This window comes from Streptomyces sp. NPDC028635 (genome assembly GCF_040637635.1).
In the GTDB taxonomy this organism is placed as follows: Bacteria; Actinomycetota; Actinomycetes; order Streptomycetales; family Streptomycetaceae; genus Streptomyces.
In genome coordinates this window covers 57,865-78,004 of record NZ_JBEZWX010000002.1, presented here as the reverse complement: position 1 = coordinate 78,004, position 20,140 = coordinate 57,865, and the positions used below count along the sequence as shown (strand labels likewise).

The following is a 20,140-nucleotide window of genomic DNA, read 5'->3' as shown; positions in this document are numbered from 1 at the left end:
TCGGTGTGAACCCCGTGTACGGCGGTCGCGGTATGCCCGGGGGCGGGCGGGGCGGCGACGCACAGTGAGCGTCATGGAGAACCAGGAGAGTGCCGTGGAAGCCGCCGCGCCCGTGCGTCGCCGGTGGCCCGTCCGGGTCCTTCTCGCCTCGCTCGCGGGGTCCCTCGTGCTCGGCGGGGCGCTGGCGCTGTGGCCCGCCGACGGGCCCGCCGGGCAGCCACCGGCGCCGGCCCCGGGGGCGCAGGCGCAGGCCGCGGTGCGCGCCGGGGTGCCGGCGGCGCTGCCCGGTCTGGACGCGCTGATCGGCGACCGGGAGGCGTATGTGCGCACGCATCCCAAGGACGCGACGGCGTGGGCGGTGCTGGGCGCGGCCTATGTGGAGCGGGGGCGCCGGACGGCTGACGCGGCCGGGGCGTTCCCGAAGGCGGAGCGGGCGCTGCGGACCTCGCTGTCGGTGCGGGCGCGGGGCAACGCCGGGGCGCTGGAGGGGCTCGCGGTGCTGGCGGACGCGCGGCGGGACTTCCGGGCGGCGCGCGGCTTCGCGGAGCAGGCGCTGACGGCGCAGCCGAAGCGGTGGACGGCGTATGCGCCGCTGATCGACGCGTGCACCGGGCTCGGCGACTACAAGGCGGCGGGGCGCGCCCTGGACTCACTGACGGCGGCGCCCTCGTCCCCGGCGGTGCGGGCGTGGGCGGCGAGCGTGTACCGGGAGCAGGGGCGGCGGGAGGACGCGGCGGCGGCGCTGGCGGACGCGGCGGCCGCCGCGCAGGGGCCGGCCGAACAGGCGGCGTATCTGGAGCAGGCCGGGCAGCTGGCGTTCGAGCGCGGCGAGCCCGACGCGGCGATGCGGCACTTCGAGGAGGCGGTGCGGCTGGACCCGGACCAGCGGGCGGCGCAGGCCGGGCAGGGCCGGGCGCTGGCGGCGCTGGGGCGTACCTCGGAGGCGCTGAGCGCGTACCGGGTGGCGCTGCAACGGCAGCCGCTGCCCCAGTACGCCCTGGAGCTGGGCGAGTTGTACGAGTCGCTGGGGATGGCGCAGCCGGCCCGGGTCACCTACGACCTGCTGCATGAGCGGGTGCGGCTGGACGCGCAGGGCGGTGTCGACGACACGCTGGTCCTCGGCCGTCTGGAGGCCGACCACGGGGACCCGGCTGAGGCGGTACGGCTGCTGCGCACGGAGTGGCAGCGCCGGCCGGGCATCGAGGCGGCCGACGCGCTGGGCTGGGCGCTGCACCGGGCGGGGCAGGACACGGAGGCGCTGCGGTACGCGGCGACCGCGACGGACCGGGAGCACGGCGGCACGGTGCGCAGCGCGCCGTACGCCTATCACCGGGGCATGATCGAGAAGTCCCTGGGACAGGCGGCGCCGGCGCGCCGGCACCTTCAGGAGGCCCTGCGCATCAACCCGTACTTCTCACCCCTGGCCGTCCGCGAGGCGCGCACGGCACTGGCGGCACTCGGCGAGCCGCCGGAGGCCGCGCTGCCGCGCTGACCTCCGGCGGAGCCGTCGGCTAGAGGTTCCCGCGCTTCTCCTGCTCCCGCTCGATCGCCTCGAACAGGGCCTTGAAGTTGCCCTTGCCGAAGCCCATGGAGCCGTGGCGTTCGATGATCTCGAAGAAGACGGTCGGCTTGTCCTGGACCGGCTTGGTGAAGATCTGCAGCAGGTAGCCGTCCTCGTCTCGGTCGGCGAGGATCTTCAGCTCGCGCAGGGTGTCCACCGGCACGCGGGTCTCGCCGACCCACTCCCCCAGCGTGTCGTAGTAGGAGTCCGGGGTGTCGAGGAACTCGACGCCGGCCGCGCGCATGGTGCGTACGGTCTCGACGATGTCGCCGCTGTTCAGCGCGATGTGCTGGCAGCCGGGGCCGTTGTAGAACTCGAGGTACTCGTCGATCTGGGACTTCTTCTTGGCGATGGCCGGCTCGTTGAGCGGGAACTTCACCTTCAGCGTGCCGTCGGCCACGACCTTGGACATCAGCGCCGAGTACTCGGTGGCGATGTCGTCGCCGACGAACTCCTTCATGTTCGTGAAGCCCATGACCTTGTTGTAGAAGGCCACCCACTCGTCCATCTTGCCGAGTTCGACGTTGCCGACGCAGTGGTCGATGGCCTGGAAGGTGCGCTGCGCGGGCGGCGCGACGATCGGCTTGGCGGCGGCGTAACCGGGCAGGTAGGGGCCGTCGTAGCCGGTGCGCTCGACCAGGGTGTGCCGGGTCTCGCCGTAGGTGGCGATCGCGGCGATGACGACCGTGCCGTGCTCGTCCTTCAGCTCGTACGGCTCGGCGACGCTCTTCGCGCCCTGCTCGACGGCGTAGGCGTGGGCGGCGCGCGCGTCCGGCACCTCGATGGCGAGGTCGACGACGCCGTCGCCGTGCTCGGCCACGTGCCGGGCCAGGAAGTGGCCCCAGGCGGTGGCGGGCTTGATCACCGAGGTGAACACGAACCGGGCGGAGCCGTTCTCGAGCACATAGCTCGCGGTCTCGCGGCTGCCGTTCTCCGGTCCGGAGTAGGCGACCAGCGTCATGCCGAAGGCGGTGGAGTAGTAGTGCGCGGCCTGCTTGGCGTTGCCCACGGCGAAGACGACCGCGTCCATTCCCTTGACCGGGAAGGGGTCGGCCTGCCGGGCGGTGTCGGGAGTGTGGTGTGTGGTCTGCGTCATAGCCGAAGCCTGGCCCTGCTCTGCAAGGTGCGCAATAGTTCGCGTATTCACTGGGCATTCTGCTCAGCGACACGGCCGCCTCGGCGGCCTTTCTGTACAGGATGACCACCCGGGGAGGCTGCTGTGGCGATCGATCACCTGGACGGCCGGATCATCGTGCTGCTCGCACAGGAACCGCGCATCGGGGTGCTGGAGATGTCCCGGCGGCTGGGGGTGGCACGCGGGACCGCGCAGGCGCGCCTGGACCGGCTTCAGTCGAACGGAGTCATCCGCGGATTTGGTCCCGAGGTGGATCCCGCGGCCCTCGGATACCCGGTCACCGCGTTCGCCACGCTGCAGATCCGGCAGGGCCAAGGGGCGGACGTACGCGCCCACTTGGCGTCCGTTCCGGAGGTGCTGGAGCTGCACACCACGACCGGCACCGGGGACATGCTGTGCCGGCTGGTGGCCCGGTCCAACGCCGATCTCCAGCGGGTGATCGACCGGGTCGTCGGTTTTGATGGCATTGTCCGGGCCTCCACCGCGATCGTGATGGAGAACCCCGTGCCGCTGCGGGTCATCCCGCTGGTGCAGCAGGCGGCGGAGGACCGGGAGCGGACCATGTGACCCGACGGGGGTGAGGCCGGTGACCTTCTGGGAGTACCTCGGCAACCGCCATCAGCAGTTGCTCACCGACGCCTACCAGCACGCCAGCGCCGTCTTCCAGTGCATGGTCCTGGCGACCGCGCTGGGCGTGCTCATCGCGGTGGCGACCTACCGCAGCGAGTGGGCGGGCAACCTGGCGACGCTGACCACGTCCACCATCCTCACCATCCCCTCGCTCGCCATGATCGGCCTGCTCGTGCCCATCGTGGGGCTCGGTGTGCCGCCGACGGTGGTGGCCCTGACCCTGTACGGGCTGCTGCCGGTCGTGCGCAACGCGATCGTCGGTCTGCGCGGCGTCGATCCGGCGCTGGTGGACGCGGCGCGCGGCATCGGCATGTCGGGGCCGGCGCGGCTGATGCGGGTGGAGCTGCCGCTGGCATGGCCGCCGATCCTGACCGGCATCCGCGTCTCCACCCAGATGCTGATGGGGATCGCCGCCATCGCCGCCTACGCCTCCGGGCCCGGCCTGGGCAACGAGATCTTCCGCGGGCTGGCCTCGCTGGGCAGCAAGAACGCGCTCAACCAGGTGCTCGCGGGCACCCTCGGGATCATCGTGCTGGCCCTGCTGTTCGACGCCGCGTACGTCCTGATCGGACGGCTGACCATCCCCAGGGGGATCCGTGCCTGACGCACCCGACGTGTCCGACCGCTCCGGCGCGCCCGCGGCGTCCCGCTCCGATGTGCCCGCGGCGTCCCGCTCCGGCGCGCCTGGGGCGTCCGTCGCCGGGGCGGCCATCGAGCTGGAGAACCTGACCAAGCGGTACCCGGGCAACCCGCACCCGGCCGTCGACAACGTCAGCATGGAGATCAAGGCCGGCGAGACGGTGATCTTCGTCGGTCCGTCGGGCTGCGGGAAGTCGACCACCCTGAAGATGATCAACCGGCTGATCGAGCCGACCGGGGGCCGCATCCGGATCGGCGGCGAGGACGTCACCGACATGGACCCGGTGAAGCTGCGCCGCAAGGTCGGGTACGCCATCCAGTCGGCCGGGCTCTTCCCGCACATGACCGTCGCCCAGAACATCGCGCTCGTGCCGAAGATGGTCGGCTGGTCCAAGTCCCGCATCCGCGCCCGGGTGGAGGAACTGCTGGACCTGGTCGGCCTCGACCCCGGCGAGTTCCACGGCCGCTATCCGCGCCAGCTCTCCGGCGGGCAGCAGCAGCGCGTCGGCGTGGCCCGGGCGCTGGCCGCCGATCCGCCGGTGCTGCTGATGGACGAGCCGTTCGGCGCGGTCGACCCGATCACCCGCGACCACCTCCAGGACGAGCTGATCCGTCTGCAGCGCGAGCTGCACAAGACGATCGTCTTCGTCACCCACGACTTCGACGAGGCCATCAAGCTGGGCGACCGCATCGCGGTGCTGCGGGAGCGCTCGCACATCGCGCAGTTCGACACCCCGGAGGCCATCCTCACCAACCCCGCCGACGACTTCGTCTCCGGCTTCGTCGGCGCCGGGGCGGCCCTGAAACGGCTGAACCTCACCCGCGTACGGGACGTGGAGATCACCGACTATCCGACGGTCACCGTGGACACCCCGCTGCAGCAGATCTTCGGGCTGCTGCGCTCGAGCGGCACCAACGAGATCCTGCTGCTCGACCGGCGCCGGCGCCCCTACAAGTGGCTCCGGCGCGGCGACCTGATGCGGGCCCGGGGCTCGCTGGCGCGGGCGGGCACGCTGGTCAGCGACACGGTGACGCGGGACGCGACCCTGCGCGACGCGCTGGAGGCCGTCCTCACCGACAGCGCCGGTCGGGTCGCGGTGACCGGGCGGCACGGCGCGTACACCGGCGTCGTGGACATGGAGACGCTGATGAACTCCGTGCACGAACTGCTGGAGGCCGACCGGCTGGAGGCGATGGAGCACCAGCACGAACTGGCGGTGGCGCGCTCGGCGCAGACCCAAGCGGAGCAGGAGGGCGAGGGCGGGGGACGCAAGGCATGAGCGACGCCGAGGAGCTGAGGGACGACCGGGTCGACGAGGAGGAGCCGCCGCCCCCGGCCCGGCCCGCCGCACGGCGGCGGGTGAGCTGGCAGAAGCTGACCTTCCTGCCCGCCGTGCTGGTCGCCGTGCTGCTGGCGACCTGGCTGTGGTTCCGGCAGGCCGACCTGGACCAGATCTCGCAGAACGCCCTGTCCGGCGGCCAGGTGTCCAAGGCGCTGTGGCAGCACGTGCAGCTGACGGTGATCTCGACGTTCTTCGTGCTGATCATCGCGATCCCGCTCGGCATCCTGCTGACCCGCCCCGCGTTCCGGCGGGCCACCCCGGTGGCGATGGCGTTCGCCAACATGGGGCAGGCGACGCCGGCGATCGGTCTGCTGGCACTGCTGGTGATCTGGCTGGGCATCGGCCGCCGGGCCGCCCTGATCGGCATCATCGCCTACGCCATCCTGCCGGTGCTGTCCAACACCATCGCCGGCCTGCGCGCCAACGACCCGACGCTGCTGGAGGCCGCCCGCGGCATCGGGATGTCCCCGCTCGGGGTGCTGCTGCGGGTGGAACTGCCGCTCGCGGTGCCGCTGATCCTCGCCGGGGTGCGCACGGCGCTGGTGCTGAACGTCGGCACGGCGACACTGGCCGCGTTCGGCGGGGGCGGCGGTCTCGGGGTGCTCATCACCACGGGGATCACCAACCAGCGGATGCCGGTGCTGGTCCTGGGCTCCGTGCTCACCGTCGCGCTCGCCCTGCTGGTGGACTGGCTGGCGTCGCTCGCGGAACTGCTGCTGAAGCCGCGGGGGCTGGAGGTGGGGACATGAGAGCGCCTGTCCGCGTCCTGCTGGGCGGTGTGCTGCTGGCGGCCGCCGGCTGCGGGCTGACCAGCGGCTCCCCCATGTCCGACGACGTGAGACCGGGGCTGATCGGGCAGGGGGAACCGCTGAAGGGGGCGGATCTCACCGTCACCTCGAAGTCGTTCACGGAGAGCCTCATCCACGGCGCGATGATGGGCATCGCGTTGCAGGCGGCCGGCGCGCACGTGCTGGACCGCACCGGCATCCAGGGCTCCATCGGCGGCCGGGAGGCGGTGAAGAAGGGCGACGCGGACGCCATGTACGAGTACACGGGCACCGCGTGGATCACGTACCAGGGCCACAGCACGCCCATCCCCGACCCGCACCGGCAGTGGCAGGCGGTGCGGGACGCCGACGTGAAGGAGGGGCTGACCTGGCTGCCGCCGTCGCGCCTGAACAACACCTACGCGCTGGCGATGAACCAGGACGCGTACCGGAAGTACGGCACGAAGACCCTGTCGGACGTGGCGGCGCTGGCGAAGAAGGACCCGGGCGCGGTGACGCTGTGCGTGGAGGGCGAGTTCGCCAACCGGGCGGACGGGCTGCCGGGCATGGAGAAGAAGTACGGTATGGACATCCCGGCGAAGAACGTCACGCAGATGGACACCGGGATCATCTACACCCAGACGGCGAAGGGCAGTTGCACCTACGGCGAGGTCTTCACCACGGACGGGCGGATCCGCTCGATGAACCTGGTGGTGATGGACGACGACAAGAAGTTCTTCCCCAACTACAACGCCGCCCCGGAGATCAACAGCGCCACCTTCCGGAAGTGGCCGGCGATCGCCCAGGTCCTGGCCCCGCTGACGGCCCGGCTGAACAACAAGGTGGCCCAGGAGCTGAACGCGAAGGTGGACGTGGACGGAGAGGACCCGCACCAGGTCGCCCTGGACTGGATGAAGCAGGAGGGGCTGGTGAAGTAGGGGGCGCGGACGCGGCGCCCGGTCCCGCCTAGCAGCTCGGGACCGTGCCCTTGCCCTTTTCCAGGGCGACGAGGGCGTCCACCGCGCTCTCCAGCGACGTGACCGGGATCAGACGCAGGCCCTTGGGCAGCTCGCCCTTGGCGTCGGAGCACTCGGCCTTCGGGACGAGGAAGACGGTCGCCCCGTCGCGGCGGGCGGCCTGCGTCTTCAGGCCCACTCCGCCCACCGGGCCGACCTTGCCGTCGGCGTCGATGGTGCCCGTGCCGGCGATGGTGCGGCCGCCCGTGAGGTCGCCGCCGCTGCCGTCGCCGTCGAGCTTGTCGACGACACCGAGGGCGAAGAACAGCCCGGCGCTGGGGCCGCCGATGTCCGCCAGCTTCAGATCGACCTTGACCTTCTGGTCGCTGAGGTGGAGGTAGCCCAGCGCGGCCTTGGTCGCCGCGTCCTGGGACTGGTCCATCTGCGCGATGTTGTGCCGCTCGATCTCCTTGACGTTCTGCCCGCTCGGGTACACCGCGTCACGCGGCATGATCGCCCGGTCGGTGGCGAACCAGCCGTCGATGACGTCGCCGAGCGAGACGCGCGCGTCGGGCCCGGTCGCCTCGATGGTCGTCATCCGCAGCTGGCCGCTGGTCGGGCGGGTGGGCGCCCCGGTGATCGTGATGACCGGCGTGCCCTTGTTGTCGCCCAGCACGTTCGCCGTCGTACCCGGCTGCGCCACCGAGAACGGCAGCGGCGCGAACGCCGCCGTGGCGAGCAGGGCCACGACGGGCAGCGCGCAGACGGCGAGGGCCTGGAGGCGTGTGAGGCGAGAGAGCACGGGGCCAATCTAACGCGAGGCCACCCCCGCCTCGGGCGCCGGTCACCACCGGCAGCAGTCACCGCGGCCCGCCCCCGCCCCCCGCTCTCACCGCCGGGCGGCGCGGCCCGCCCCTGCCTCCGACCCCGGTCACCGCGGGCCCCCGCTCCCGGCCCCCGCCTTCGCCGCCGGGCGGCGCGGGCCGCTCACCGCCTCGCACCGGTCACGGCGGGCCGCGGCCCTGCCCGGCGGCGGCCGGCGCAAGCCGCCCACCCGTCGCGGGGGTGGGCAGCTCATGCCGCTCACCCGTCCCGGCGGCGGCCGGCGCAAGCCGCCCACCCGTCCCGGGGGTGGGCAGCGCAAGCCGCTCAACCGCCCGGCGCGGACCGTTCGTCCCCTCCCCGTCCAGCCCGTCCAGGGCAGCATGGCCCCCACCCAAGGGCCACGGACCGCTCATCCACTCCCCGCCCGGGCGGGGAGGGCCGCCGGCCCCTCCCCGCCCAAGGCGGCACGGACGGTGCCGCTCTTCCCCGGCGCCGGGCGGCGCAAGGCGGCGGGACCGCTGCCCGGTCTCCGCCCCGATCGCGCTCGCAGGCAGGCCGCCGCCCGGCCCGGCCGCCTTCAGGTCCCCGGCCAACCCCTGCCGGTCCCCGTCACCGCCGTCGGTCCCCGGCCCCCGGTCGGTCGCCGCCAGGCCGACGCCCGTCCCCGGCAGACCGACGGGCGGCGGCCGTCACGGGCGGCGGCGGTACAGGTCTCGGCGTTCCCTCGTGCAGCGGCGCAGTGCTTCGGGCAGGGGTTCCACGCCGATGCCCGGGCCGGTCGGCACGGGCAGGTGGCCGTCCTTCAGCACGAACGGTTCCGTGATGTCCTCGGCGAAGTAGCGGCTGGAGGCGGAGGTGTCGCCGGGCAGGGTGCAGCCGGGCAGTGCGGCCAGCGCCAGGTTCGGGGCGCGGCCGATGCCGGTCTCCAGCATGCCGCCGCACCACACCGGCACCCCGTGCGCGTGCGCCACGTCGTGCACCCGGCGCGCCTCCAGATAGCCCCCGACCCGGGCGGGCTTGACGTTGACGACACGGCAGGCGTCCATCGCGATCGCGGAGGCGGTGTCGCGGGCGTTGTGCAGGGACTCGTCGAGGCAGACGGGGGTGCGCAGCCGCTGCTGGAGCCGTGCGTGGGCGTGCAGGTTGTTCTCCTCCAGAGGCTCCTCGATCAGCAGCAGGGAGAAGTCGTCCAGGCGCCGCAGGTGCTCCGCGTCGGCGAGGGTGTACGCCGTGTTGGCGTCGACCTGGAGGGGCAGGCCGGCCCCGAAGCGTTCGCGCACCGCCCGCACCGGCTCCACGTCCCAGCCCGGCTCGATCTTCAGCTTGACGCGGACGTACCCCTCGGCGAGATAGCGCTCGACGTCGTCCAGCAGCTCACCGACGGACTCCCGGATGCCGACCGAGACACCCGCGGGCACCCGCTCGCGCACGGCGCCGAGATACGCCGCGAGCGGCATGCCGTAGGAGCGCAGCTCGGCGTCGAGGACGGCGGTCTCCAGCGCGGCCTTGGCCAGCTCGTGGCCCTTGATCCGCGCGCAGGCGGGGGCGAGGGCGGCGGCCGTGAGGCGGGGCAGGGCCGCCGCGCGCGGCAGCAGGAAGTCCCGCAGCACGATCTCCGCCCCGGCGACGAACTCCGAGCAGTACAGCGGTTCGGGGTCGGCGGCGAACTCCGACCAGCCCTCGGCCGTGTCGGTGACGACGTGCAGCAGGAAGGTGTCCTTCGTCGTCATGGTGCCGAAGGAGGTGCGGAAAGGGGTGACGAGGGGGATCGCCACGTGCACGATCTCGGCGCGTTCGAGCCTCATGCGCCGGCCTCCCCGGCCGCGCGGGTCAGGGTGTACCAGCCGTCGCGGGACATCCCGGTCGCCCGGAAGCCGTCGGCGAAGGCCCGCGTGAACACCTCGCGCACCGCGTACCGCCAGCGCAGCGCGAGCACCGGGTCCTCGGCGCGCAGGGCGACGATGTCGTCGGGGACGCGGCACCACAGGTGCCGGTCGTCGAGGGAGCGGCGGGTGAGCGGGCCGCCGTCGGGCGCCGTGGCGGCGACCGGCCCCTGCGCACCGAGGTCGGGGCCGGGGCCGGGGTCGTACGGCTGTGAGGGGCCCGTCAGGCCCCAGGTCACCGTCAGCCGGTCACTCTCGTCGCCGTCGTTGACGCCGTCGGCCATGCGGCCGTAGAAGTCGACCAGGTACTCCGTGCCGACCGCGCCCAGTTTGGCCAGGTTGAAGCGGGCGTTGCGGCCGACGAGCGGGTCGAAGGTCCAGCGCATGGTGCTCGCGCCCACGCCGACGGCCCACTCCCGCTGCGCCTGCTTCACCGCGTGTCCGAGGCCGCGGTCGGCGGCGGCGACCAGCGAGTACGTGTCGCCGTCCGCGCCGCGCACCGCCACGGCCGCCCCGGCGAGCCTCCGTCCGGTGTGCGCCGCGTGCACGGCTCCCCCGGCGTGCACCAGGCTGTGCAGCACCTCGGCCGGGTAGGGCGGCGCGACGCGGGGGGTGCGCCACACGTCGCTGAAGAAGTCGGCCACGGCCGCGAGCGAGGCGACGTCGTGGACGGTTCGGATGGTGACTCCGGTCGTCACGGTGTCTGTCATGGCTCGAGTGTCGAAGCCCGGGCGGACGCGTGTGTTGTGCGAGAGGACAACGTGGACGTAGGTTCCTTGCGAGATCGGCCAATCATGCGCGAAGGAGCCCGATGGACGCCCGCACTCTCGGCGCCCTGCTGGACGTGGTCGGCGGGCCCACCGTCCGCCTGCACACCGCGCCGGCCGGCCTCGCCGTCCCCGTCACCGACGTCCTGCTGTACGACGCCCACGCCCCGCTGCCGCGTGCGCCGGGCGCGCTGCTGCTGGCGGTCGGGGTGCTGCCCGAGGCGGCCGGACCGCTGGTGGAGGAGGCGGCGCGGGCGGGGCTGACCGGAGTCGTGGTGCGGGGCACGGGCGGCCCGGCCGAGGTGGCGGAGGCGCACGGGGTGGCGCTGCTGTCGGTCGACGAGGACGCGGCCTGGCACCAGGTGCACCTGCTGCTGGCCTCGGCGGCCGGCTCCGGGCCCGCACCGGCCGCCGGCGGTCTCGCGGACCTGTTCGCGCTGGCCGACGCGATCGCGGCGGCGGTGGGCGGGGCGACGGCCGTGGAGGATCCGCGCCAGCGCATCCTGGCGTACTCGACCGTGCCGGGCCAGGCGGTCGACGAGGACCGCCGTCAGGGCATCCTCGGTCTTCAGGTGCCGGTCAGCGCGGAGAACACCGAGCAGTACCGGGTCCTGTTCGCGGCCGGCGGCCCGGTGCGGCTGCCCGCGCTGCGGGCGGGGGACCTGCCCCGGCTGGCGGTCGCCGTGCGGGCGGGCGGTGAGACGCTCGGCTCGATCTGGGTGGTGGACGACGGCCGGCTCGCGCCCGACGCCGAACAGACCCTCGTGCAGGGCGCGTCCACGGCGGCGCTGCTCCTGCTGCGCTCCCGCGCCGCCCAGGAACTCGCCCGGCACCAGGGCGGCGACCTGCTGCGCCGTCTGCTCGACGGCAGCGCCGACGACACGGCCGCCGGGCGGCTGGGGGTGCGGGGCCCGGTGCGGGTCGCGGCGTTCGTGCTCGGCACCGCCGCCGGCCTGCCCGACGCGGAGCAGACCGCGCTGCGGCTGCTGGACGTCGTACGCCTGCAGTGCGAGGCGCGATACGGGCGGCACGCGTGCGTGCTGCTGGACGGGGTGGTGTACGCGCTGCTGCCGGGGCCCGGGGAGCGGCATGTGAAGCTGGCCGAGGACATCGTGGCGCGGGCCGGGCAGGCACTGCGGGTGCCGGTGCGGGCCGCGCTGGGCGAGGTGGTGCCCGAGCCCGGGCGGGCGGCGGACTCGCGGGCCGACGCCGACCTGGTGCTGCGGCTGCTCGGACCGGAGCTGCCGGTGGCGTCGGTGGACGCGGTGCGCCCGCGCGTCGTCCTGCTGCGGCTGACCGAACTGCTCGGTGAGCGGCGCGAGTTGAGCGCGGGCGCGTGGCGCCGGGTGCTGGACCATGACGAGCGGCACGGCACGGAGTACGCCCGCACCCTGGTGTGCTTCTTCGACGCCGGGTGCGACATGGCGGGCGCGGCGAAGCTGCTCGGCGTGCACCCCAACACCTGCCGCTACCGGCTCCGGCAGCTCCAGCAGCAGACCGGGGTCGACCTCGACGACGCGGACGAACGGCTCGTGCTGTGGCTGCAGTTGCGCACCCTGGCCGGCCTCACCGCAGCCACCGCCTGAGCCGCTCCTCGCAGGCCCGCAGATGCGCCACGGGCACGTACTCGCCGGGGGTGTGCGCGAGCGACGGGTCACCGGGGCCGTAGTTCAGCGCGGGCACGCCGAGCGCGGCGAACCGGGCCACGTCCGTCCAGCCGAGCTTGGGTCTCGGCCGCGCGCCGAGCGCCTCGACGAGGTCGCCGACCCGGTCCAGGTGCGGCAGGGCGCCGGCGACGACCTCGGTGACCCGCACCTCGTACTCCGGGAAGAGGCCCCGCACGTACGCCTCGGCCTGCTGCGGTGAACGGGTGGGCGCGAAGCGCAGGTTGACGGTGACGACGCACTCGTCCGGTACGACGTTCCCGGCCACGCCGGCCCGTACGGCGACGGCGCTGAGCCCCTCCCGGTACTCCAGGCCGTCGACGAGGACCCGTTCGGCCGTGTGCTCGTCCAGGCGGCGCAGGACGCCGGCCGCCTTGTGGGCGGCGTTGACGCCCTGCCAGGCGCGGGCGGTGTGGGCGCGGGCGCCCTTCACGACGATGTCGGCGGTGAGGATGCCCTGGCAGCCGGCCTCGACGCCGGCGTCGGAGGGCTCCATGAGGATCGCCAGGTCCGCGTCGAGCAGTGCGGGGTGTTCGGCGGCGATGCGGTGCAGGCCGTTGCGGTCGCCCTCGACCTCCTCGCACTCGTAGAAGACGTAGGTGACGTCCCGGGAGGGCGCCGGCACGGCGGCGGCGAGGCGCAGGGCCACCGCCACGCCGCCCTTCATGTCGCAGGCACCCAGGCCGTGGACGCGGCCGTCGGCGAGCCGGGAGGGCAGGTTCCCGGCCTCCGGGACGGTGTCCAGGTGGCCGGCGACCAGGACCCGTCGCGGCCGGCCGAGGCGGGTGCGGGCGACGACGGAGTTGCCGGTGCGCCGCACGGTCAGATGGGGCAGTCGGCGCAGGGCGGCCTCGACGGCGTCCGCGATCGAAGCCTCCTGCCCGCTGACGGAAGGGAGGTCGACGAGGGCGCGGGTGAGGTCCACGACGTCGGCGGACAGGTCCAGGCCGCTCACACGTCCTCCCGGGCGGTGTCGAGCTTGGAGTGGCGGATGCCGTAGAGGCCGTAGACGACGAGCCCGGCCGCCATCCACGCGCCGAACGCGATCCAGGTGTCGGTGCCGAGGCTGAAGAGCATGTAGCCGCAGAACAGGACGCCGAGGATCGGGGTGACGGGGGAGAACGGGACGCGGAAGGAGCGCGGGGCGTCCGGGTTGCGGCGGCGCAGCAGGACGACGGCCAGGTTGACCAGCATGAACGCGAAGAGCGTGCCGATGCTGGTGGCGTCGGCGAGGCTGCCGAGCGGCACCAGCGCGGCGAGCACCGCGATGAACGTGGAGACGATCACCGTGTTGGCGCGGGGCACTCCGGTGCGCGGGTGCACGCGGGCGAACAGCGGCGGCACCAGGCCGTCCCGGGCCATCGCGAAGAGGATGCGGATCTGCCCGTACTGCACGGTGAGCACCACGCTGGTGGTGGCGACGACGGCGCCGACCGACAGCAGGACGGGCCACAGGTCGCCGCCGCCGACCGCCTGCACGAGCACCTCGCTGAGCGTGGCCTCCGTGCCCGCGAATCTCGTCCAGGGCATCGCGCCGAGCGCGGCGACGGCGACGAGGACGTACAGGGCGGTGACCAGGACGAGGGAGAGGATGATGGCCCGCGGCAGGTCCCGCTGCGGGTTCTTCGCCTCCTCACCGGCGGTGGAGGCGGCGTCGAACCCGATGTAGGAGAAGAACAGCGAGGCCGCTCCGGCGCTCATGCCGGCGGCGCCCAGCGGGAACAGCGGCTGGAAGTTCCCGGCGCGGAACGCGGTGAAGGCGACCGCGCAGAACAGCACCAGCGCGGCGATCTTCACGGCGACCATGACCGTGTTGGCGACGGCGCTCTCGCGGGCGCCGCGCAGGAGGACGGCCATGGCGAGGACGACGATCAGGGCGGCGGGCACGTTGAGGGTGCCTCCCGCGCCGGGCGGGGCGCTGAGCGACTCCGGCAGGGTCACGCCGAGCGTGAGCCGGAGCAGCTCGTTGACGTACTGCCCCCAGCCGACGGCGACGGCCGCGACGGACACGCCGTACTCCAGGATCAGACACCAGCCGCACACCCAGGCGACCAGCTCGCCGAGGGTGGCGTACGCATAGCTGTACGACGACCCGGAGCCGGGGATCATCCCGGCCAGCTCGGCGTACGACAGCGCCGAGAACAGGGCGGTGACGCCGGCCAGCACGAACGAGACGACGATCGCGGGCCCGGCCTCCGGCACGGCCTGCCCGAGCACGACGAAGATCCCGGTGCCCAGGGTGGCGCCCACGCTGAGCAACGTCAGCTGGGCGACTCCCATGGTCCGGTGCAGCGGGCTGCGCCCGGCGTCCCCGACGAGCGAGCCGACGGCCTGCCGCCGGGTCAACCGGCCGACGGGCCTTGTCCGCTGTCCTGCTGGCGCCTGCGTGCCGACTGTGTCCACGCTGCCACTCCCTCCACCGCACGGGCTTGTTAGGCCCTTGATGATGCGGAGGAGGGAATGTCACAGGGTGATGGGAACGGCCTAAGGGGCGGGCCGGTGTTTGTCGGTTGGGCCAAAACGCCGTGGCCGAGCGCTCAGCGCAGCGCCTCCGCCACCTCGCGGGCGGCGTCGACCACGCGGGGGCCGACCCGTTCCGGTACGGCGTCGGCGAGCATCACCACGCCGACGCTGCCCTCGACGCCCGTCAGCCCCAGCAGCGGTGCCGCGGCCCCGCTGGCGCCGGCTTCCAGCTCGCCGTGCGTCAGCGTGTAGCCGGGGTCGCCGAGCGGGTTGGCCCGGGCCGCGAGTATCGCCCGGCCGGCGGCACCACGGTCCAGCGGATGCCGGAACCCGGCCCGGTAGGCCACGTGGTAGTCCGTCCACGACGGCTCGACGACCGCGACGGCCAGCGCCTCGGTCCCGTCCACGAGCGTGAGGTGGGCGGTGGCGCCTATGTCCTCGGCCAGCGAACGCAGCGCCGGCAGCGCCGCCTCGCGGACCAGCGGATGCACTTGGCGGCCCAGCCGCAGCACCCCCAGCCCGACCCGGGCCCTGCCGCCCAGATCACGCCGTACGAGAGCGTGCTGCTCCAGCGTGGCGAGCAACCGGTACACAACGGTCCGGTTCACGCCCAGTTTGTGGGAAAGCTCGGTGACGGTCAGCCCATGGTCCGTGTCGGCCAGCAGCTTGAGGACTCGCAGTCCTCGGTCGAGCGTCTGAGAGGTCTCCGCGGTCACGACGCCCACTCCTCCAAGTGGTGAGGTCGGCGGGCCTCCACAGGGACGGTATGCGTCACCGAGTCCCGTCGGTGACGCGCAACGAAGGCCGCCGATCGGTGACGGTCCGGGTCGTTTCCGGACCCAGTCGCTTCACGGCTGCGCTCCGCGGCGGCTCTGCCACGGGGCGTGTGCGTAGCGGGACAGTAGCGAAGCAGGTTCGCTCAGCGGAAGGCTCCGTCCAGAATCCGGGCAATGGCCGAGACGAACCATCTGTGTTTGTCCGGATACGTACAGCGCACAACCGTGCTCGCACACCCCTCGGGGACATCGCCCGAGCGGCACTTCGGGCGCCCGGCCCACGCGTCACGGCCGGGCCGCCCGCCCCTTCCCGCGCGGGCCCCCGGCGTCACTTCATGCGGGTCGCCCACTCCTGGACCTTGGCGATCCGCTGCCGCAGCTGCCCGGCCGTCGCCTCCGCGCTCGGCGGGCCGCCGCACACCCGGCGCAGCTCGGTGTGGATGACGCCGTGCGGCTTGCCGCTCTGGTGGACGTAGGCGCCGACCATGGTGTTGAGCTGGCGGCGCAGCTCCATCAGCTCCTTGTGCGTGACCACCGGCCGCCGCTCGGCGGGCATCTCCAGCAGGTCGGCCTCCTCGGCCGGCTTCTTCCTGCTGTGCGCGATCTGCTTGGCCTGCCGCTTCTGCAGCAGCATCTGGACCTGGTCGGGCTCGAGCAGGCCGGGGATGCCGAGGTAGTCCTGCTCCTCCTCGCTGCCGGGGTGGGCCTGCATGCCGAACTCGGCGCCGTTGTACATCACCCGGTCGAAGACGGCGTCGGACTCCAGCGCCTCGAAGGGCAGCATGTCCTGGTCGCCGGTGTCCTCGTCCTGCTGGCGCTCGGCCTCCTGGAGGAGCTTGTCCTCCTCGGCGTAGGGGTCCTCCTCGCCGTCCTTCTTCGGCTTGTCCAGGACGTGGTCGCGCTCGCGCTCCATCTCGTTGGCGAAGGAGAGCAGGTCGGGCACGGTCGGCAGAAAGACGGACGCGGTCTCGCCGCGCCGCCTGGACCGCACGAAACGGCCGACGGCCTGCGCGAAGAACAGCGGCGTGGAGATCGTCGTGGCGTACACGCCGACCGCGAGGCGCGGCACGTCGACACCCTCGGACACCATGCGGACGGCGACCATCCACCGGTCGTCACTCGCGCTGAAGTCGTCGATCCGCTTCGACGCGCCGGTGTCGTCGGACAGCACCAGGGTCGCCTTGTGGCCGGTGATCTCCCGGATCAGCTTGGCGTAGGCGCGGGCGGAGTCCTGGTCGGAGGCGATGACGAGGGCGCCGGCGTCCGGGATGGCCTTGCGGACCTCGGTGAGCCGCTGGTCGGCGGCGCGCAGCACGGACGGCATCCACTCGCCGCGCGGGTCCAGCGCGGTGCGCCAGGCCTGGCTGACGGCGTCCTTGGTCATCGGCTCGCCGAGGCGGGCCTCGATCTCGTCACCGGCCTTGGTGCGCCAGCGCATGTTGCCGCTGTAGGAGAGGAAGATGACCGGCCGGACGACGCCGTCGGACAGCGCGGAGCCGTAGCCGTAGGTGTAGTCGGCGGCCGAGCGGCGGATGCCGTCCGCGCCCTCCTCGTACGTCACGAAGGGGATGGGGTTGGTGTCGGAGCGGAACGGCGTACCGGTCAGCGCCAGACGCCGCGCCGCCGGTTCGAACGCCTCCAGACAGGCCTCACCCCAGGACTTGGAGTCACCGGCATGGTGGATCTCGTCGAGGATGACGAGGGTCTTGCGCTGCTCGGAGCGGTTGCGGTGCAGCATGGGCCGCACGCCGACGCCCGCGTAGGTCACCGCGACACCGTCGTACTCGCGGCCCAGCGGCCCGGCGCTGTACTCGGGGTCGAGCTTGATCCCTATCCGGGCAGCGGCCTCGGCCCACTGCTTCTTCAGGTGCTCGGTCGGTGCGACCACGGTCACCTGCTGCACGACGTGGTGGTGCAGCAGCCAGGACGCCAGCGTCAGGGCGAAGGTCGTCTTTCCTGCGCCGGGGGTCGCGACCGCCAGGAAGTCACGTGGCTGCTCCTGGAGGTACTTCTCCATCGCCCCCTGCTGCCAGGCGCGCAGCTTGCTGGCGGTGCCCCAGGGGGCGCGGCCGGGGAACGCGGGCGACAGATGGTGCGAGTGTGACGAGGGGGAGCTGGCGGTGGTAGTCACGGTCTCCGGGATCAAGGTCGTGGCGGCTCGGCTACGTATGACAACCGGGCCACCCTACCGGCGCCGCACCCCGCACCACGCGCGGACAAGCCCGGCTCGCCCTCGGGTGGGACTCACGTCACAGCGCCCTCAGCCGCCCCGCGATCACCCCCACCTCGCTCTCCTTGCCCGAGGCCACGTCGATGACCAGGTCGTACGCCGTGTCCTGGTCGCAGCCGGCGAGATCGACGCCGTTGACGGCGAGGAAGGTCGCCGCGGCCAGCCAGGCGGTGCGCTTGTTGCCGTCGACGAGGGGATGGTTCGTGGCGAGGGCGTGCAGCAGCGCGGCCGCCTGCTCCCACAGGTCGTCGTAGGCGGGCGTGCCGAACATCCGGGCCCGCGGCCGGTGCACCGCGGAGGCCAGCAGCCCGGCCTCCCGCGCCTCGGGCGGCCGCCCGCCGAACGCGGTCGCGGCGAGCGCGGTGACCTCGGCGACGGTGAGGTGCCGGGTGGCGCGGGCAGGGGTGTGACCGGCGCTCACTCGCCCAGCCTCCGCAGCAGCTCGGCGTGCGCCGAGGCGAGCCGCTCACCGGCGGCCAGCACCCGAGCGGCCTCGGCGTCGACATACCGGCGGACGGCCTCCCGCGCGATCTCCTCGGGCGGCAGCCCGGTCGCGTCCGCGAGATCACCGAGGGCCTGCCCGAGGCCGGGGTCGAGGAAAACGGTCAGCTCCTGCATGCGGGGAGACTATGGCCGCGCCACGGGCCGCGCGACGGAATTGCCGGTCACCGCTGCCGCAGCCGGGTGGTCACCCACGTGCCCAGCAGCGCCACGCACGCCATCGGCAGGAACACGGCGGCGAAGGCAGCCGGATGCGCACCCGCGCTCTGGCTGTCCGTGTGACTCACCGTGCCCTCGCCCAGGGAGGCGAAGGCCGCGCCACGGGCCGTGCGAGGAGTGCGCGTCTCACCGCTGCCGCAGCCGGGTGGTCACCCACGTGCCCAGCAGCGCCACGCACGCCATCGGCAGAAACACCGCCGCGAAGGCGGCCGGATGCGCACCCGCGCTCTGGCTGTCCGTGTGACTCACCGTGCCCCCGCCCAGGGAGGCGAAGGCCGCTCCGCCGGCGGCGAGGAGCAGGGCGTTGGACAGTCCGTCGGAGATCTGCAGCGCCGCGGAGTTGGCGCCGGCCTCCTCAGGGGCGGACAGCTGGAGCAGCAGGACGCTGGTGGAGGAGATCACCAGGCCCATCCCGAAGCAGCCGAAGCCCCAGGCGACGGCGACCGTCCACGCCGGCACCCCGTCGATCAGCACGCTCGGCGCGGCGGCGATCGCCGAGGCGACCAGCACCATGCCCAGGGTCATCAACCGCTCCCGGTGGGGCTCCATCCGCGGCCGGGCCTGCACCCACGAGCCCAGCGCCCAGGTGGCGCCGCCCGCCGCGAGCGAGAGCCCGGCGAGCGTCGGCGCGAGGCCGCGCTGGGTGACCAGCATCAGCGGCACGAAGGACTCCGCGGCGATGAAGGACCCGGCCGCCAGCCCGCGCAGCAGCACGACCGACGGCAGCCCGCGCGCCGCCCGGTACGTGCCGCGGGGCAGCAGCCCCAGCACCGCCGGCACGAGCAGCGCGGCCCCCGCGACGCCGGGCAGCAGCGACAGCGGGCGCAGATCCTGCGCGGCGTACTGGAGCAGCCCGGCGCCGACGGAGATGCCGAGCGCGAGCCGCAGGCGCCGGCGGCCGAAGGAGGTCTTTCCGTCCGCCGGGTCGCCGTGGCCGTCCACCGGGCCGGACGCCCGCCGCCGTATCTGCGGCAGCGCGAGGGCCAGCGGGACGACGACGAGCACCGGGATGCCGGTGAACACCCAGCGCCAGCCGAGGTGTTCGGTCACCGCACCGGCGGCCAGCGGGCCGACGACGGACGGCACGACCCAGCCCGCCGCGAACGCCGCCATGATCGACGGCCGCAGCGGCTCCGGATACGCCCGCCCCACGACCACGTACAGCGCGACGATCACCAGCCCGCCGCCGAGGCCCTGCACGGCCCGCCCGGCGATGAACAGCCACATCGCGCCCGCCGTCCCCGACAGCAGCAGTCCGGCGCCGAACGCGGCGATCCCGCAGGTCAGCGCACCGAGCGGGCCGCGCCGGTCGGACCACTGCCCGGCGAGCACCATGCCGAACAGGCTCGTCGTGAAGTACCCCGAGAACGCGAACGCGTACAGCGACAGCCCGTCCAGCTCGCGCGCCGCGACCGGCATCGCCGTGCCGACGGCGGTCGCCTCGAAGGCGATCAGCACGATGACGGAGACGATCCCGATGCTCAGCGCCCGGTAGGACCGGCTCAGCACGGTCTCGCGGACAGCGGGCGCCCCCGCGCCCACCCCGTCGGCGGCCCGGTCGGCGGCCCGGTGGACGGCCCGGTCGGCGGCCCGGTCGGCGGCCTGGTCGCCAGCCTGTTCGTGGGCGACGGCGTCGTCGCGCGGTTCGAGGGCGCTCATGGTCGCCAGGGTAAGGCCCGTAACGGAGTTGCGCCCCTGTCTCGCCCTTGCTCCGGCCTCCTTCATGAACGGCGTGTGGCAGTCGCGTTGCACGACCCGGGTTTCCCTTGAGCCCCGCTCCC

General features: G+C 73.5%; 18 protein-coding genes and 1 pseudogene. 7 read left to right on the top strand and 12 right to left on the bottom strand.

Going from position 1 to position 20,140, the window contains the following annotated elements:
- Positions 1 to 73: 73 nt before the first annotated feature.
- On the top strand, positions 74 to 1,492 hold the full coding sequence (locus AB0E88_RS02490; RefSeq protein WP_361622505.1) for a tetratricopeptide repeat protein: 1,419 nt from the start codon (positions 74 to 76) through the stop codon (positions 1,490 to 1,492).
- A gap of 19 nt (positions 1,493 to 1,511) precedes the next feature.
- On the opposite strand, the gene hppD is transcribed toward AB0E88_RS02490, so the two are convergent.
- Positions 1,512 to 2,657 carry a 4-hydroxyphenylpyruvate dioxygenase gene (gene hppD, locus AB0E88_RS02485; RefSeq protein WP_361622502.1) on the bottom strand — a complete coding sequence of 382 codons (1,146 nt, stop codon included), beginning with the start codon at positions 2,655 to 2,657 and terminating at the stop codon, positions 1,512 to 1,514.
- Positions 2,658 to 2,780: 123 nt separating this feature from the next.
- Here hppD and AB0E88_RS02480 point away from each other — a divergent pair, with 123 nt between their 5' ends.
- Genes AB0E88_RS02480 through AB0E88_RS02460 form a run of 5 tightly spaced genes read left to right on the top strand, consistent with a single transcriptional unit; the run spans position 2,781 to position 7,013 of the window.
- Positions 2,781 to 3,263, top strand: a complete 483-nt coding sequence (locus AB0E88_RS02480; protein WP_361622499.1) for an Lrp/AsnC family transcriptional regulator — start codon at positions 2,781 to 2,783, stop codon at positions 3,261 to 3,263.
- A 19-nt stretch (positions 3,264 to 3,282) separates the two neighbouring features.
- A complete protein-coding gene (locus tag AB0E88_RS02475) occupies positions 3,283 to 3,930 on the top strand; it encodes an ABC transporter permease (protein ID WP_361622496.1) in 648 nt (215 codons plus the stop codon).
- Between the two features lie 52 nt (positions 3,931 to 3,982).
- The gene (locus AB0E88_RS02470) at positions 3,983 to 5,245 is read left to right on the top strand and encodes a betaine/proline/choline family ABC transporter ATP-binding protein (protein ID WP_361623373.1); all 1,263 of its coding nucleotides are present in this window, start codon (positions 3,983 to 3,985) and stop codon (positions 5,243 to 5,245) included.
- Positions 5,242 to 6,057 (top strand): ABC transporter permease, encoded by an 816-nt coding sequence (locus tag AB0E88_RS02465; protein WP_361622494.1) that lies wholly within the window; start codon positions 5,242 to 5,244, stop codon positions 6,055 to 6,057. Before AB0E88_RS02470 ends, AB0E88_RS02465 begins: the two co-directional genes overlap by 4 nt.
- Positions 6,054 to 7,013 carry a glycine betaine ABC transporter substrate-binding protein gene (locus AB0E88_RS02460; RefSeq protein ID WP_361622492.1) on the top strand — a complete coding sequence of 320 codons (960 nt, stop codon included), beginning with the start codon at positions 6,054 to 6,056 and terminating at the stop codon, positions 7,011 to 7,013. Before AB0E88_RS02465 ends, AB0E88_RS02460 begins: the two co-directional genes overlap by 4 nt.
- 28 nt (positions 7,014 to 7,041) lie before the next feature.
- Here AB0E88_RS02460 and AB0E88_RS02455 read toward each other — a convergent pair whose 3' ends face one another.
- From AB0E88_RS02455 to AB0E88_RS02445, 3 genes are all read right to left on the bottom strand, one after another.
- Positions 7,042 to 7,833 carry a S16 family serine protease gene (locus tag AB0E88_RS02455; RefSeq protein WP_361622490.1) on the bottom strand — a complete coding sequence of 264 codons (792 nt, stop codon included), beginning with the start codon at positions 7,831 to 7,833 and terminating at the stop codon, positions 7,042 to 7,044.
- A 712-nt stretch (positions 7,834 to 8,545) separates the two neighbouring features.
- Positions 8,546 to 9,661, bottom strand: coding sequence for an o-succinylbenzoate synthase (gene menC / locus AB0E88_RS02450; RefSeq protein ID WP_361622487.1), 1,116 nt, complete (start codon positions 9,659 to 9,661; stop codon positions 8,546 to 8,548).
- Positions 9,658 to 10,449, bottom strand: coding sequence for a chorismate synthase (locus AB0E88_RS02445; protein ID WP_361622484.1), 792 nt, complete (start codon positions 10,447 to 10,449; stop codon positions 9,658 to 9,660). The genes menC and AB0E88_RS02445 overlap by 4 nt, the downstream gene beginning before the upstream one ends.
- Positions 10,450 to 10,550: 101 nt before the next feature.
- On the opposite strand from AB0E88_RS02445, the gene AB0E88_RS02440 reads away from it, so the two are divergent.
- Positions 10,551 to 12,092, top strand: a complete 1,542-nt coding sequence (locus tag AB0E88_RS02440) for a helix-turn-helix domain-containing protein (protein ID WP_361622481.1) — start codon at positions 10,551 to 10,553, stop codon at positions 12,090 to 12,092.
- On the opposite strand, the gene dapE is transcribed toward AB0E88_RS02440, so the two are convergent.
- The 8 genes and pseudogenes from dapE to AB0E88_RS02400 all read right to left on the bottom strand — a co-directional run bounded on the left by dapE (position 12,073) and on the right by AB0E88_RS02400 (position 20,018).
- Complete coding sequence (gene dapE, locus AB0E88_RS02435; RefSeq protein WP_361622478.1) at positions 12,073 to 13,125, bottom strand: succinyl-diaminopimelate desuccinylase; 1,053 nt, start codon at positions 13,123 to 13,125, stop codon at positions 12,073 to 12,075. The two genes, AB0E88_RS02440 and dapE, sit on opposite strands and share 20 nt — an antisense overlap.
- On the bottom strand, positions 13,122 to 14,573 hold the full coding sequence (locus AB0E88_RS02430; protein WP_361622475.1) for an amino acid permease: 1,452 nt from the start codon (positions 14,571 to 14,573) through the stop codon (positions 13,122 to 13,124). Before AB0E88_RS02430 ends, dapE begins: the two co-directional genes overlap by 4 nt.
- Positions 14,574 to 14,707: 134 nt before the next feature.
- The gene (locus AB0E88_RS02425) at positions 14,708 to 15,349 is read right to left on the bottom strand and encodes a helix-turn-helix domain-containing protein (protein ID WP_361622472.1); all 642 of its coding nucleotides are present in this window, start codon (positions 15,347 to 15,349) and stop codon (positions 14,708 to 14,710) included.
- A gap of 388 nt (positions 15,350 to 15,737) precedes the next feature.
- Positions 15,738 to 17,540 (bottom strand): DEAD/DEAH box helicase, encoded by a 1,803-nt coding sequence (locus AB0E88_RS02420; RefSeq protein ID WP_361622469.1) that lies wholly within the window; start codon positions 17,538 to 17,540, stop codon positions 15,738 to 15,740.
- A 118-nt stretch (positions 17,541 to 17,658) separates the two neighbouring features.
- On the bottom strand, positions 17,659 to 18,060 hold the full coding sequence (locus tag AB0E88_RS02415) for a type II toxin-antitoxin system death-on-curing family toxin (protein WP_361622466.1): 402 nt from the start codon (positions 18,058 to 18,060) through the stop codon (positions 17,659 to 17,661).
- A complete protein-coding gene (locus AB0E88_RS02410; RefSeq protein ID WP_361622463.1) occupies positions 18,057 to 18,257 on the bottom strand; it encodes a hypothetical protein in 201 nt (66 codons plus the stop codon). The genes AB0E88_RS02415 and AB0E88_RS02410 overlap by 4 nt, the downstream gene beginning before the upstream one ends.
- 47 nt (positions 18,258 to 18,304) lie before the next feature.
- A pseudogene (locus AB0E88_RS02405) lies at positions 18,305 to 18,466 on the bottom strand (MFS transporter); the annotation flags it as partial.
- Between the two features lie 19 nt (positions 18,467 to 18,485).
- Positions 18,486 to 20,018 (bottom strand): MFS transporter, encoded by a 1,533-nt coding sequence (locus AB0E88_RS02400; RefSeq protein WP_361622460.1) that lies wholly within the window; start codon positions 20,016 to 20,018, stop codon positions 18,486 to 18,488.
- Between the last annotated feature and the right edge of the window lie 122 nt (positions 20,019 to 20,140).